The sequence below is a fragment of the Mycobacterium sp. GA-2829 genome (assembly GCF_001499965.1).
Classification (GTDB): Bacteria; Actinomycetota; Actinomycetes; order Mycobacteriales; family Mycobacteriaceae; genus Mycobacterium.
On the sequence record NZ_LQIT01000048.1, the window covers coordinates 1 to 14,407 of the forward strand.

13 protein-coding genes are annotated in these 14,407 nt (G+C 70.3%); 5 read left to right on the forward strand and 8 right to left on the reverse strand.

Features of this window, described 5'->3' with window-relative positions:
- Positions 1 to 759: ABC transporter ATP-binding protein (locus AU194_RS24510; protein WP_157576513.1), on the reverse strand; the 759-nt coding region annotated here is incomplete at its 3' end.
- A gap of 242 nt (positions 760 to 1,001) precedes the next feature.
- Here AU194_RS24510 and AU194_RS24515 point away from each other — a divergent pair.
- Complete coding sequence (locus AU194_RS24515) at positions 1,002 to 1,676, forward strand: TetR/AcrR family transcriptional regulator (RefSeq protein ID WP_059091872.1); 675 nt, start codon at positions 1,002 to 1,004, stop codon at positions 1,674 to 1,676.
- Here AU194_RS24515 and atzF read toward each other — a convergent pair.
- From atzF to AU194_RS24535, 4 genes are read right to left on the reverse strand one after another with little or no spacing between them, the layout of a single operon-like run.
- Positions 1,655 to 3,379: an allophanate hydrolase gene (gene atzF, locus AU194_RS24520; protein ID WP_059091873.1), complete on the reverse strand. Its 1,725-nt coding sequence runs from the start codon at positions 3,377 to 3,379 to the stop codon at positions 1,655 to 1,657. The two genes, AU194_RS24515 and atzF, sit on opposite strands and share 22 nt — an antisense overlap.
- A complete protein-coding gene (gene uca / locus AU194_RS24525) occupies positions 3,376 to 6,933 on the reverse strand; it encodes an urea carboxylase (RefSeq protein ID WP_059091874.1) in 3,558 nt (1,185 codons plus the stop codon). Before uca ends, atzF begins: the two co-directional genes overlap by 4 nt.
- Positions 6,930 to 7,562: an urea amidolyase associated protein UAAP2 gene (locus tag AU194_RS24530; RefSeq protein WP_059091875.1), complete on the reverse strand. Its 633-nt coding sequence runs from the start codon at positions 7,560 to 7,562 to the stop codon at positions 6,930 to 6,932. Before AU194_RS24530 ends, uca begins: the two co-directional genes overlap by 4 nt.
- Entirely contained in the window at positions 7,559 to 8,482 is a 924-nt protein-coding gene (locus AU194_RS24535) for an urea amidolyase associated protein UAAP1 (RefSeq protein WP_059091876.1), read from the reverse strand. Before AU194_RS24535 ends, AU194_RS24530 begins: the two co-directional genes overlap by 4 nt.
- A 130-nt stretch (positions 8,483 to 8,612) precedes the next feature.
- On the opposite strand from AU194_RS24535, the gene AU194_RS24540 reads away from it, so the two are divergent.
- The gene (locus AU194_RS24540) at positions 8,613 to 8,888 is read left to right on the forward strand and encodes a YciI family protein (protein WP_059091877.1); all 276 of its coding nucleotides are present in this window, start codon (positions 8,613 to 8,615) and stop codon (positions 8,886 to 8,888) included.
- Between the two features lie 107 nt (positions 8,889 to 8,995).
- Positions 8,996 to 10,048, forward strand: coding sequence for an NAD(P)-dependent alcohol dehydrogenase (locus AU194_RS24545; protein ID WP_059091878.1), 1,053 nt, complete (start codon positions 8,996 to 8,998; stop codon positions 10,046 to 10,048).
- Between the two features lie 60 nt (positions 10,049 to 10,108).
- Here the strand turns inward: AU194_RS24545 and AU194_RS24550 are convergent, their stop codons facing one another.
- The gene (locus tag AU194_RS24550) at positions 10,109 to 11,068 is read right to left on the reverse strand and encodes an alpha/beta hydrolase family protein (protein ID WP_059091901.1); all 960 of its coding nucleotides are present in this window, start codon (positions 11,066 to 11,068) and stop codon (positions 10,109 to 10,111) included.
- A 338-nt stretch (positions 11,069 to 11,406) separates the two neighbouring features.
- Between AU194_RS24550 and AU194_RS24555 the strand changes: the two genes are divergently transcribed.
- Both AU194_RS24555 and AU194_RS24560 read left to right on the forward strand, forming a co-directional pair.
- Positions 11,407 to 11,766, forward strand: a complete 360-nt coding sequence (locus AU194_RS24555; protein ID WP_059091879.1) for a hypothetical protein — start codon at positions 11,407 to 11,409, stop codon at positions 11,764 to 11,766.
- On the forward strand, positions 11,763 to 12,239 hold the full coding sequence (locus AU194_RS24560; RefSeq protein ID WP_231743569.1) for a hypothetical protein: 477 nt from the start codon (positions 11,763 to 11,765) through the stop codon (positions 12,237 to 12,239). The genes AU194_RS24555 and AU194_RS24560 overlap by 4 nt, the downstream gene beginning before the upstream one ends.
- Here AU194_RS24560 and AU194_RS24565 read toward each other — a convergent pair.
- Both AU194_RS24565 and AU194_RS24570 read right to left on the reverse strand, forming a co-directional pair.
- The gene (locus tag AU194_RS24565; protein ID WP_059091880.1) at positions 12,236 to 13,612 is read right to left on the reverse strand and encodes an MFS transporter; all 1,377 of its coding nucleotides are present in this window, start codon (positions 13,610 to 13,612) and stop codon (positions 12,236 to 12,238) included. The two genes, AU194_RS24560 and AU194_RS24565, sit on opposite strands and share 4 nt — an antisense overlap.
- A 63-nt stretch (positions 13,613 to 13,675) precedes the next feature.
- Positions 13,676 to 14,407, reverse strand: coding sequence for an SDR family oxidoreductase (locus tag AU194_RS24570; protein ID WP_059091881.1), 732 nt, complete (start codon positions 14,405 to 14,407; stop codon positions 13,676 to 13,678).

The following is a 14,407-nucleotide window of genomic DNA, read 5'->3' on the forward strand; positions in this document are numbered from 1 at the left end:
GGCGAGGACGTGGGCGCTGGGCCCGATCTCGGCGATGCGGCCGGCGTAGAGCACCGCGATCCGGTCGGAGATCTGGGCGGCGACGCCGAGGTCGTGAGTGATCAGCACGATGCTGCAGCCGATCTCGTCGCGCAGGCGCCGCAGCAGGCGGAGCACCTGCGCCTGCACGGTGACGTCGAGTGCGGTGGTGGGTTCGTCGGCGACGATGAGGTCGGGGTCGCCCGCGATGGCGATCGCGATCATCACGCGCTGACGCAGCCCGCCGGAGAGTTCGTGCGGGTAGGCCCGCATCCTCTGCGCGGGTTCGGGGATGCCGACCGCGGTGAGCAGCCGCAACGCTTCCTCGTCGCTGCCCGCGGCCTCGGCGACCTGCCTGCCGATCCGCATGGTCGGGTTGAGCGAGGTCATCGGGTCCTGGAAGACCGCGCCGAGGTCGAGGCGGCGGACCTTGCGCAACGCCTTGGCATCACCGCGAACCATGTCGTATCCGGCGACGCGCACCGTGCCGGTGGTGGTGGCGTTGTCCGGCAGCAGGCCGAGCAGGCTGAAGCCGAGAACGCTCTTGCCGGAACCGGATTCACCGACGAGGCCGAGGATCTCCCCCGGCGCGACAGCCAGGGACACACCACGAAGGGCGTGGATGGCACGGCCGTTGCGACCGAACGTCACGCGCAGGTCGCCAACGGTGGCGACCGGGTCCGGGATCGGCGGCACCGCTGCGGGTGCGTCGGGGTCGGCGGTGCGCACAGATACGCCCATTCAAAGGCTCCCTGCGACTGGGGTCGAAGTGGCCGAGCGGCCGGATTCGACGTGGCGATGGAGCGGCACACCGGTGAACCGCCCGCCTGTCAGTTGACAGTTTTCACCGGGCGTAGACGTGGTGGGTGTCGCGTACGTAACCAATCGACGGCATACGTAACCGATGCGTATCGCGCGTTTCTGTCGTGTGACAGAAAAGGGCGGGTGTACCCATTCGGTACGCCGTGGTCCACGATGGAGCCATGCCGCTCACCCGGGCCGGTCGCCCCCGCCTCACCACCGCACGCCGCCCCGGCATGACCGCCCGCGACGAAATCCTCGACGCGGCAGGCGAACTGTTCACCACCCTGGGGTACGCGAGCACCTCGACACGCCACATCGCCGAGCTGGTCGGCATCCGGCAGGCGTCGCTGTACCACTACTTCAAGACCAAAGACGACATCCTGTGTGCGCTGCTGGATCAAACGGTCAGCCCCACACTGGATTTCATCCCGGCGTTGCTCGGGGCGCAGCCGGCGCTGACGGCCGCCGAGCACCTGCACGCGCTGGCCGCGTTCGACGGGGGTCAGCTGCTCAGCGGCCGGTGGAACCTCGGCGCGCTCTACCTGCTCCCAGAGCTGCGGGACGCCCGTCTGGAACCGTTCTGGTCCGACCGCGAACGGCTGCGGCTGCACTATCTCGCCCTCAGCCGCGCGGTGCTCGAGCAGACCGGTGTGCACGATGCGGCGGCGGATCTGCCGTTCCGGCTGGTGGAATCGCTGGTCAACATGTGGTCGGTGCCTGCGGGGCCGGAGCGCGACGCGTTGCCCGTCCACGTCGCCGATGCGTGCCTGCGGGTACTGGGCGTCGCCGACGGCGCCGCGCTGCGGGCGCGCAGCAGCGCGGCGGTGGCGGGCTACACGCGCTCGCTGAGCTGACCGTCGGCCAGGTAGTCCAGCCAGTTCCCGTACGCCGAGATGTCCGCGCCGGCCTTCCAGGCGTCGAGCGCGCAGCCGAAGCCGACCACCTCGGTGCCGTCGGCGAGGGTGACCCGCCCCAGCATCATCGGTGACGGCAGCGCGGCGAGGAAGTTGCCGAGCATCGCCGTCGTCACCAACCACAGTTCGCCGCGGATCGCGGTCCCGGTGTCGCCGCCCACCCGCATCAGGCCCGGCTTCGGCGGCGCGGTGTCCAGACGCACGAGGCCGTACAGCGGTGCGGTGACCGCAGGTCCGAGCCAGCGGGCGCCCCGGCTCTCGAGCTGCCAGGCCAACGGCTGGCCGCGCAGGTGGGCGCCCACCACCAGCAGCGGCACCGCCGGCACACCCGCCCGTACCGGCCACGGGGTCTGTGCGGCAACGGAATCCGGACTCGCCACCCGGCGGGCCAGGTCGAGAGCCACCGCATCGGCACCCGTGCGCGCGACCACCGAGACCCCGAACTGCGCGCCGTCCACGGTGCCGGACGGCACCGCGACCGCGCACATGTCCATGAGATTGCAGAAGTTGGTGTAGGTGCCCAGCCGGGAGTTCACGCCGATCGGGTCGGCCGCGACCTCCGCGATGGTCGGATGTTCGGTGGTGGTGGGGATCAGCAGCGCGTCGCACTCGCCGAGTTCGGTCATCGCCGCGGCGGTGAGCTCGGCCAGCCGGACCCGGTCGCGCAGCAGCCGCGTGGCCGGGACCGTGCCGGCGGCGGCGATGATCGAACCGACCGTCGGGTCGACGGCGTCGCGGTGCGCGTCGACGAATTCGCCGACGGCTTCGTGTCGTTCGGCCACCAGCCCGCCGTCGTAGAGCAGCCGTGCCGCCTCGAGGAACGGGTTCAGGTCGATCTCCCGCACCCGTACCCCCTGCTGCTCGAGCCTCACCCGGGCGGCGCCGAACGCCCGCTGCCAGGCCGGCGACAGTGCCGGCAGCTCGCGGGGCACTGCCACCAGCGGTTCGGCCGGTGCGGCCAGCGGCGCGTCGGGGGGGAACGGCCGCGCCGCCGTGGTTGCGTCGGGGCCCGCGATCACACCCATCGCGGCGTCGGCGGTGTCGAGGTCGCGGGCGAACATCGTGACGCAGTCATACGACCGGCACGCGGGCACCACACCGTCGGTCGGCACCACACCGTAGGTCGGTTTGATCCCGACGATCCCCTGCAGCGCGGCGGGTACCCGCCCCGAACCCGCGGTGTCGGTGCCGATCGCCACGTCGGCGATGCCGAGCGCGACCGCGACCGCCGACCCCGAACTCGAACCGCCCGAGATGCGGTCGGGTCTGCGGGCGTCGCGCACCGCGCCGTGCGGGCTGCGCGTGCCGACGAGTCCGGTGGCGAACTGGTCGAGGTTGGTCGCCCCGAGCACCACGGCACCGGCCGCGCGCAGCCGCGCGACCACCGGTGCGTCGGCGGCGGCGGGTGCCGTCGCGTATGCCGGGCAGCCTGCAGTGGTGGGTAGGCCCGCCACGTCGACGTTGTTCTTCACCGCGGCGGTCAACCCGGCCAGCGGCAGGTCGGCACCCGCGGCGACCGCGGCGTCGACGGCCTCAGCGTCGGTCAGGGCATCGGCCAACGGACGCAGGAAGATCCACATCTCCGGCCGGTCGAGCGCTTCGATCGCGGCGTAGGCGGCGCGCACCCGGTCCACGGCGCTCACGCGGGGATCCCCGAGACGTCGCGCTGTGCGTCGAGCACCACCAGCGGGGTGCCGGGCTCCACCTGGTTGCCCGCCTCGACGAGGACGTGGGTGACCACGCCGTCGGCCGGCGCGGTCACGACGGTCTCCATCTTCATCGCCTCCAACGCCAACAGGCTCTGACCCGCTTCGACCCGATCACCCACCGCGACATCGACTTTCCACACATTCGACGAGAACGGGGCGTCGACGCGCCGGGCGTCGTCGTCGAGGACGAGGTCGGCGCTCTGCGCGGTGGCCCGCGACTGTGCCCGCTCAGCGCGGTCGAACTCCCCCGCGGCCGCCCATGCGGCGCGTTCGGCGGCGAACGCGGCGCTCTGGCGGTCACGGAACTCGGCGATCGAATCGGCGTTGTGCGCGAGGAATCGTTCGTGGTCGGCGAGGACGAAGGTGCCCTCGGTGACCTCGACGCTCCCACGGCCCGCGGCCATGTCGGCGCGCAGATCGAGCAGTTCCTCCGCCGACACCGGATACCACGAGATGCGGTCGAAGAACCGCAGCAGCCATGGACTTCCGGGTTCGAACGGCGTGGTGTGGCGATAGGTGCTCCACACCTGGGTGGTGCGGCCGACGAACTGGTAGCCGCCCGGTCCCTCCATCCCGTAGATGCACAGGTAGGCCCCGCCGATACCGACGGAGTTCTCGGCGGTCCAGGTCCGGGCCGGGTTGTACTTCGTGGTGACCAGGCGATGCCGCGGATCGAGCGGTGTGGCCACTGGCGCACCGAGATACACGTCGCCGAGCCCGAGGGTGAGGTATTCGGCAGCGAACACGATGTCGGCGACCTCCTCGTGGGAGGACAGACCGTTGACGCGCCGGATGAACTCGATGTTCGACGGGCACCATGGTGCGTCGTCGCGGACGCCGGAGGTGTAGCGGGCGATCGCCTCCCGGGTCGCGGGATCGTCCCAGCTCAGCGGTAACCGCACCGAGCGGCTCGGCACCACGAGGTCCGAGGTGGCGGGCAGGTCGTCCTCGATCTCGGTGAGCAGGCCCAGCAGCCGGCCGATCGGCAGCCGCTGCGGGTCGACGTGCACCTGCAGCGAGCGGATTCCCGGTGTGAGGTCGACGATCCCGTCGACGCGAGCCTCGGACAGCCGGGTGTGCAGCGCGTGCACCCGGGCGCGCAGCGCGAGGTCGAGCACCATGTCGCCGTACTCGATCAGCACGTTGTCGTCGCCGCTGCGGCGGTAGGTGACCGCGGGCGCTCCGTCCCGGCGTGCGAGCACACCGCCGTCCTCGCCGGTGGCCAGCAGTGTCGGCGCGCCGACCGCGCGCACCGGCACGAACCGCACGGTGTCCCCGGGACGCAGCTGCCCCAGCTTCCAGCGGTCGGCGGCCACGACGGTCACCGGGCAGACGAAGCCACCGAGGCTGGGGCCGTCGGGTCCGAGCAGGATCGGGGTGTCGCCGGTGAAGTCCAGTGCGCCAACAGAATACGGCGTGTCGTGGATGTTCGACGGGTGCAGGCCGGCCTCGCCGCCGTCCTCGCGCGCCCAGCGGGGTTTGGGACCCTCCAGGCGGACACCGGTGCGCGCGGAGTTGAAGTGCACCCGGTACTCGGCGGACAACAGGGTGGCGATGTCGTCGCGGGTGAAGAACTCCGGTGCGGCGTGTGGGCCCTCGGTGACGGCGAGTTCCCACGCCGACACCAGTTCCGGGCGTTCGGTGATCGGGATGGGGTCGCCGACCGGTCCGTCGGCAGCTCGCAGCACGTCGCCGCTCACCAGCGCACGGCCGCCGTGCCCGCCGAACCGACCCAGCGTGAACGTCGACGCGCTGCCCAGGTAGGCGGGCACGTCGAACCCGCCTGCGACGAGGACATAGGTGCGCAGGCCCACAGTCTCCGCGGCGCCGATGTCGAGCAGTCCGCCCGCGGGGATCTCGACCGGCTCCCACATCGGCACGGGCCGCCCGTCGACGGTGACCTGGCAGTCCGCACCGGTGACACACACGGTGGTCGGGTGAGTGACACGCAGGGCGGGTCCCGCGGCGGTGCACTCCAGACCCGGTGCGCCGTCAGGGTTTCCGAGCACCCGGTTGCCGAGCCGGAAGGACAGGTCGTCCATGGGGCCGCTCGGCGGCACCCCGACGTGCCACAGGCCGATCCGGCCGGGCAGATCCTGCACGGTGGTGAGCAGACCCGGGCGTTCGACGGTGATACGCGGCCGGGGGTCCTCGACGTCGGCCAATGTCGCGGTGCTGTGCCGGGCGGCGCGGACGTCGGCGTGAGTGAGCGCGGCGCGCAGGGTGCCGACGTTGGTCTCGATACCGTGCAGCGCGGTGCCGGCGAGGGCGGTGTCGAGTCGGTCGAACGCCTGATCCCTGTCGGGTGCGGTGGCGGTCACCTTGGCCAGCAGCGGATCGTAGAACGACGACACCTCGGTCCCGTCGCTCACCCACGTGTCGACCCGCACGTCGGCGGGGAACGTCACGGCGGTCAGGGTTCCGGTGCTCGGCCGGTGGCCACGCGACGGATCCTCGGCGTACACGCGGGCCTCCACCGCGCAACCCCGCATCGGGACCGCCCCGCTGTCCAGATACGGAACCAGCACGTCGGTTTCGCCGCAGCCGAGCCGAAACATCCACGCCGCCAGGTCGATTCCGGTGACCGCTTCGGTGACCGGATGCTCGACCTGAAGGCGGGCGTTGACCTCGAGGAACGACGCCTGCTCACGAACCGGGTCGTACACGAACTCGACGGTGCCCGCCGACCGGTAGCTCACCGATGCGGCCAGCGCGCGCGAAGATTCGTGCAGCAGTGTCCGCACCGCATCGGGCAGCGCCGGGGCGGGCGCCTCCTCGATCACCTTCTGGTTGCGCCGCTGCAGCGAACAGTCGCGGTCGCCGAGTGACACCACGCCGCCGCGGCCGTCGCCGAAGATCTGGACCTCCACATGCCGGGCGCTGTCGACGAACCGCTCGACGAACACGCCCGCCCTGCCGAAGCTGCGTTCGGCCAGCCGCGCCACCCGGTCGAACGCCGCGCGCAGTTCGATCGGGTTGCGGCACACCTGCATGCCGATTCCGCCGCCCCCGCCGGTGGCCTTGAGCATGACCGGGTAGCCGATCTCGTCCGCGGCGTCGAGGGCGGCGGCGGCGTCGGCCAGCAGCTCCGAGCCGGGGAACACCGGGACACCGGCGGCGCGGGCGGCTGCCCGCGCGGTGTGTTTGGTGCCGAACACCCGCAGCTGCTCGGGTGTCGGCCCGACGAAGACGAGTCCTGCCGCCTCCACCGCGGTCGCGAAATCGGTGTCCTCGGAGAGGAATCCGTAACCGGGGTGGATCATGTCGGCGCCGCTGCGCCGCGCGGCGTCGAGGATGGCCTCGATGCGCAGGTAGCTCTCCTGCGGGGCGGGCGGGCCGAGCCGCACCGCGTCGTCGGCGAGACTGACGTGCGGTGCGCCGCGGTCGGCGTCGGAGAACACGGCCACCGTACGCAACCCGAGGTCGCGGGCGGACCGGATGAGGCGCACCGCGATCTCGCCGCGGTTGGCGATCAGCGCCGTCGTCACGGGCGCGTCACGATCATCCGGACCGGGGTGGGGTCGAAGGCGTTGCACGGGTTGTTGATCTGCGGGCAGTTCGACACCAGAACCAGGGTGTCGACGTCTGCGCGCAGCGCGACCCGCTTACCGGGGCCGGACAGTCCGTCGACGATGCCCAGGGCCCCGTCGGGGTCGACGGGCACGTTCATGAACCAGTTGATGTTGCTCGACAGGTCGCGGGCGCCGAGCCCCCAGCGCGCCCCCTCGATGAGGAAGTTCTCCATGCAGCCGTGCTGGGCGCGGGTGTGCTGACCGTAGCGCAGCGTGTTCGACTCCTTCGAGCATGCGCCGCCGAGGGTGTCGTGCACGCCCACCTCGTCGGCGACGACGGTCATCAGCGCCGCGCCCGTGTCGGCGCGCAAAACCGATCCGGTGGTCAGCGCGATACGACCTTGGCGCGCAATGGTTTCCGGTGCGGAGTAGCGGACCGCGGTGTCGGCCGCCGAGTAAAGCAGGCAGTCGACGGCCTGGTTGCCCGCGAGGTCGACGATGGTCAGCACGTCACCGGCGGCCACGACCGCCGACCACGGCGCCCTGGCCGCGACCGGTTCGTCGAGCACGGTCCGTCCGGGGACGAGGGCCTCGATGGTGGTCACAGCACTCCTCGGGCGGTGAGATCGGCGTCGGTGTTGGCGATGGCCTGGCGGTGTTCGGGTCCGAGCGAACCGACGAGGTCCCCCGCGCTGAGCGCGTCGAGTTCGGCGGCGGCGGGCCAGGCGTGGACGAGCAGGGTCGAGCAGGTGAACTGCGGTCGCGGATCGAGTGGGTGGGCGGTGTTGGCGACCGAGACGATGGTGTCGACGTGCAGCAGCAGCTCCACCGCGGTGCCCGCACCCGCCGACCCCTGCCACCGCAGCGCACCCTCGTCGTCGGCGCGCACACCTTTGAAGAACGACACCGACGGCACCAGATCACGTTGCGACAGGCCGTTTTTCAGTGCCGCGAGCAGCAGCAGCTCGCGGCCCGCGGGCGACGGGGACTCCGGAGCCGCGGCGCCGTACTTCGCCTCGTTGCCTGCCCGCGTCGTCGTCCCCGCCAGGGCGTCGTGGTGTCCGGAACTGTCGGCGACGACGGTCGCCAGCACCCGGCCGAAGCCACTGAGCAGCGGGTGACCGACCCCGAGATAGGCCTGCCACGGCACCTTGACCGTGTCGGCGACGTTGAGCCGCTCATGGGTCGCGTCGGCGCGGTGCAGCAGCAGGTGCGCACAGGCGTCGCCGTCGACGTCGGTCAGCCGGATCCGGGTGCCGCGGGCCAGGACCGCGGTGGTGTAGCCACCGGGCGCCACGCTTTCGGACCAGGTCAGCCGTTCTGCCGGGATCCCGTCCGGCGCGGGGCCGGATGCGGCCGGGACGTGGCGCATGTGATCGGCGGTGCGGCCGTGCTGAGCGCGGGCGTGCGCCCGGGCACCGGCGGTGGTGGCGGTCGACGACGGTGCCGTGACGCCGTCGGACGTGCGGAGGTCGCTGGTCAAGGGTGCTCCCGAAGCTCGCGGGGCCGACGTCGACGGCGGCATTTCTGTCACCTGACAGTTTTCGCGGCGGCAGGGCGCCGGTGGTTGCCGCGAGGTAACCGATCGTTAAGAACGCGGTGCCGATGTGTCTGTCATGTGACAGGCCGTCCGGCGGATCGGCTACCCTTCGCCGGTGTTCCACGTGCTGACGCTGACCTATCTGCAACCGCTCGACGTCATCGACCAGAGCCGTCCCGCCCATCTCGAGTGGCTGGGCGCCGAGGTCGAGGCCGGCCGCATCCTGCTCGCCGGTCGGGTCGAGAGTCAGACCGGGGCCATACTGGTCACCGGTGACCTCAGCGCCGAGGAGGCCGACGCGCTCGCGGCAGCCGACCCCTACACCAAGGCCGGCGTGGTGTCGTACGCGCGGACGTCGTTCAACGCGGGATTCCGCGCGCCCGGCCTGTAGGACAGGTCTCACACCCCGTTCGGGAATCGTGGGACGGCCGCGGGCCGTTGCGCCAGTGGGTTGCCGCGTGTCGCGGCCTGTCAATCGATTACCGAACGAAGAGGACTATGGGTACTTCTGTTTCTGCTTACGCCGCATTCTCGGCGACCGAACCGTTGAAGGAAACCACGATCACGCGTCGTGAGGTCGGTCCCCACGACGTGGCGTTCGACATCCACTTCAGCGGGATCTGCCACTCCGACATCCACACCGTCAAGGGTGAATGGGGCCGCTCGCAGTATCCGATCGTGCCGGGTCACGAGATCGCCGGCATCGTCACCGCCGTCGGGTCCGACGTCACGCGCTACCAGGTCGGCGACCGGGTCGGCGTGGGCTGTTTCGTCGATTCCTGTCGCGAGTGCGAGAACTGCCGCGCCGGACTCGAGCAGTACTGCACCGGCACCGGGATGGTCGGCACCTACGCCGCCGTCGGCCGCGACGGGGAACGCACCCAGGGCGGGTACAGCGGCGCGATCGTCGTCGACGAGAACTACGTGCTGCGCATCCCCGACGCCGTCGCGCTCGACGCCGCCGCGCCGCTGCTGTGCGCGGGCATCACCACCTACTCGCCGCTGCGGCACTGGAACGCCGGCCCGGGCAGCAAGGTCGCGGTGATCGGCCTCGGCGGACTGGGCCACCTCGCCGTGAAACTCGCCAAGGCGATGGGCGCGGAGGTGACCGTGCTGAGCCAGTCGCTCAAGAAGATGGAGGACGGGCTGCGGTTGGGCGCCGACGCCTACTACGCGACCTCCGACGAGCAGACCTTCACCGAGCTGCGCGGAGCGTTCGACCTGATCCTCAACACGGTGTCGGCGAACATCGACATGGGCGCGTACCTGAGCCTGCTGCGGGTCGACGGCACGCTGGTCGAGCTCGGCCTGCCCGAGAATCCGATGACCGTGCCCGCTCACGGTCTGATCGGCGGCCGCCGCAGCATCGCCGGTTCGCTGATCGGCGGTATCGCCGAGACGCAGGAGATGCTGGACTTCTGCGCCGAGCACGGCGTGGTCCCGGAGATCGAGGTGATCCAGCCGGATTACATCAACGAGGCCTACGAGCGCGTCCTCGCCAGCGACGTGCGGTACCGGTTCGTCATCGACGCCACGGCCCTGCGGAACTGATCCTGATACGACGGCGGCCGGCTTGCGGGAATCCCCCAAGCCGGCCGCTGTCGTTTCGGCTCAGGCGCCCAGCGTGCGCTGGATGTCGCCCTTCATCGCGTTGAGCTGCGCACCCCAGTAACCCCATCCGTGCGTGCCGTTGGGTGGGAAGTTGAAGGTCCCGTTGCTGCCGCCGGCCGCGGTGTACTGGCGCTGGAAGTTCCGGTTGCTGTCCAGGGTGATGCCCTCGAGCAGCTGGCCGGCGATGTCGCCGCCGCCACCGAGCTCACCCGGACGGCCGGTGCCGCAGTACACCCAGATGCGGGTGCCGTTGGCGACCAGCTTGCCGACGTTGACCGTCGGATCGTTGCGCTTCCAGGCCGGACCGCCGCCGGGGCCCCACATGGCGTTGGCGTTGAAGCCGCCGGCGTCGCGCATGGCGAAGCCGACCAGCGTCGGCCAGAGACCGTCGGACAGGTTGAGGTAGCCCGACAGCGAGGCCGCGTAGCTGAACTGGCCGGGGTAGTTGGCGGCCAGGATCAGCGCCGAACTCCCGGACATGGACAGCCCGACGACGGCGTTGCCGCTGGGCGAGATGCCCTTGTTGGCGGCCAGGTAGGCCGGCAACTCCGAGGTCAGGAAGGTCTCCCACTGGTAGGTGTAGGTCTGGCCGTTGCCGACGGCCGGGCCCTGCCAGTTGGTGTAGAAGCTGGACATGCCGCCGACGGGCATCACGACCGACAGGCCGGATTCGAAGTAGTTCTCGAACGCCGCTGTCTCGATGTCCCAGCCGCTGTTGTCGTCACGCGCCCGCAGCCCGTCGAGCAGGTAGACGGCCTTGGGGCCGCCGCCCTGGAACTTCACCGGGATGTCGCGGCCCATGGCGGGCGACGGCACCATCAGCGTCTCGACCGGCAGGCCCGGTCGGGAGTACGCGTTCGCGGTCGCCGACGTGCCGGCGACGGCGATCAGGCCGGGCAGCAGCAGCGCCGCCGCCGTACCGGCAAGCAGCTTGCGCCGGAAACTCTGTAGGAATCTCATCTCGTGTATCGCCATCCTCTTGAGGCTCGCCGTGTGGCGTGTGTTCCGTGGATAGGTGCGCGGGCGGTGCCGCTGCTTGGCACGCCGCGTCCGCAGGCGGTTCTCCGATGAACCGACGCATCTGATACGTCGCGTCTGGAGCGGATTGCGTTACGCCGGCGTTAACCGCGCGGCGAGACTACGGAAGTTGACGGATTTCGCGAGATTCCCGTCAACTTCCGTAGTCTCGCCGCACTCGCTGCCACGCTAGCGAACCCCTACCCGGTCACGACTTTCCCGAAGAGGTCCGATGCACGAACCCCGGCCCTACACTGACCTTCTGACCGGAAGGGGACGAAATGCCTGGTAAGGCAAGGCTTTCCTTGATCGTGATGATCGCCGTCATGGCAGTAGCCACGGCCGCGTGCGGCGGGTCAACCTCGTCGAAGGACAGCGAATCGCAAAGTCCAGCAACCACTTCTGCGCAAGCCGCCCAGGCGGGTGAGAAGGTGTCTGCCAACACTGCACCGGTGGACGACATCACCGCGGCGCTGGACAGAGCCGGGGTCAAGAACGCCGAGCGCTGGGCGCACGAGGTCGTCGAGTACCGGCCCTATCCGCCGGACGATCCGAATCTGCAGAAGCTGCGGGACAACCTCGCGAAATACAACCCGGGTGAGGACACCGTGAACAAGATCGTCGCGGCGCTGACGCCGTGACGCTGACGCGGACCCGGCCGTCCGTCACCCCGTCGACAGTCGTCCGTCGAGCGCTGCTGATCCTGACCCTGGCCGGCATCTGCGCGACCGCATTCGAACTGGCCTCCGAGCGCCACTGGAACGACGTCGAACAACTCATCCCCTGGATCGCGCTGGCCGTGCTCCTCGTCGCGCTCGTGTTGGCCTGTCTGCGCGGCAGACCCGCGCACGTCGCCGCGCGCGGGCTGGCGGTGCTGGTCATGGGCGCGTCGATCTACGGCGTGCTCGACCACGCGGCGGCCAACCACAACGCCGGACCCCTCGATCAGCGGTACGCCGACACGTGGGATTCGCTCGCCGCGACCGAGCAGTGGTGGTTGGCGGCCACCAAGGCGGTCGGGCCCGCGCCGACGCTGGCGCCCGGAATCCTGGCGCAGACCGCCCTGCTGCTCATATTGGCCAGCCTGCTGCGGGCCGGCCCGCCCGAGACTTAGGGCACTCGCTGCGCGGTGTCCACGGAGTCCAGCGGGGCGTCCTTCGTCTCACGCATGACCAGCAGCGCGATGAGGGTGAGCGAACCAGCGATCAGCAGGTACACCCCCACCCAGCCGACGCCGTAGGTCGTCGCCAGCCAGGTGGCGATGAACGGTGCGACCGCCGCGCCGAGGATGCTGGAGACGTTGTAGGCGATGCCCGATCCGGTGTAGCGCACGTTGGTCGGGAACAGTTCCGGCAGCACGGCGCTCATCGGTCCGAAGGTGAAGCCCATCAGCGTCATCCCGATGATGAGGAAGAGCAGCATGGTCGCCGTCGAGGTGTCGGGCGAGCCCAGCAACGGGGTGAACAACAGGCCGTAGACCATGATGCCCGCGGTGACGGTCAGCAATGTGCGGCGCCGCCCGAACCGGTCGGCGCACAGGCCCGAGATCGGCAACACGGCGGCGAAGAACAGCACGGCGATGAGCTGCATCTGGAGGAAGTCGACGTACGGGAAGCCGCGGCCGCTGCCCTCCGGCGGCTTCTTGCCGGTACCGAAGCTGAGCACCCACGTCGTGACGATGTAGAACAGCGTGTACGTCGCGAGCATCACGAACGTGCCGATGATCAGCTGGCGCCAGCTCGTGCGGAACACCTCGGCCAGCGGGGCCTTGACCTTCTCGCCGCGTTCCACCGCGCGGGTGAACACCGGGGTCTCCATGATGCGCAGCCGCACGTAGAGGCCGAGCGCGACCATCACCGCGCTCAGCAGGAACGGCACGCGCCAGCCCCAGGTCAGGAACGCACCGTCCAGGTCGGGGGTGACGTTGCTGTGGCCGAGCCACAGGATCAAGCCCAGGAAGATGCTGTTGGCGAGGAGGAAGCCGAGCGGGGCGCCGAGCTGCGGCCACATCGCCGCCCACCCGCGTTTGCCGGGTTTGGCGGTCTCGGTGGCCAGTAGCGCCGCACCGCTCCACTCGCCGCCGAGCGCCAGGCCTTGGGAGAAGCGCATGAGTGCGAGCAGGGCGGGCGCGATGAGCCCGACCTGCGAGTAGGTCGGCAGCAGGCCGATCGCGAACGTCGCGATGCCCATCACCAGCAATGAGGCGACCAGCGTGGTCTTGCGGCCGGCGCGATCGCCGAAGTGGCCGAACAGCACCGAACCCAGCGGCCGGGCCACGAACGCGAGACCGAACGTGGCCAGCGACGCCAGCAGCGCCGTCGTGGAATCGCTCTTCGGAAAGAACAGGTGCGGGAACACCGACACCGCGGCGGTGGCATAGATGTAGAAGTCGTAGAACTCGATGGTGGTGCCGACCATCGAGGCGATGACGATGCGCCGACGCGGCACACCCGCTACGAGATCTGCGTCTGCGGCCTGGTCCGTCATTGCTGCACCCTCCCCTGCCACGATCGTGGCACCGGCACATCATGCCAGGACGGCTGCCTCCGGTTACCAGGGCACTTCGCCGGCGTCTTCGAAGAAGCCACCGGTCGGACCGTCGTCGGGTAGGCAGGCAAGGCGGATGGCGACGGCCGCGCCCTGTTCTGGGGTACGGACGCCGCGGAAGCCGTTCAGATCGGTAGCGACGAAGCCCGGGCACGCGGCGTTGATCAGGATGCCGGTGTCGGCGAGCTCTCGGACGTACTGCAGCATGACGGCGTTGAGGAAGGTCTTCGACGGTGAATACGCCACTCCTATCGGTCCCGTCGTGGTTTCGCCGCCCGTGCCGGCCTGACGGGTCAGCGACCCCACGCTGCTCGACATGTTGACGATCCGTGGGGAGGCGGCACGGCGCAGCAGCGGCAGCATCGCATTGGTGACCCGGACGACACCGATGACGTTGGTCTCGACGACCGTCCGGATGACCTCCGGGTCGACGGTGCTGGGCTGCTGATCCGGGCCGCCGGTGATTCCGGCGTTGTTCACCAGGGCGTCCAGGTGCCCGTGACGCTCGGCGATCAGCTCCGCGGCCGACGTGACGCTCTCGTCGTCGGTGACGTCGACCGCCACGCCGAAGGCATCGACACCGGCGGCCCGCAGCCGCGCCACGGCGTCCTCGCCCCGCTCCCGGTCGCGGGCTCCCACGCCCACAGTCCAGCCCAGGGCGCCGAGGCCCCGTGCGATCTCGTAGCCGATGCCCTTGTTCGCGCCGGTGACCAGCGCAACTTTCGTGTTTTCCAT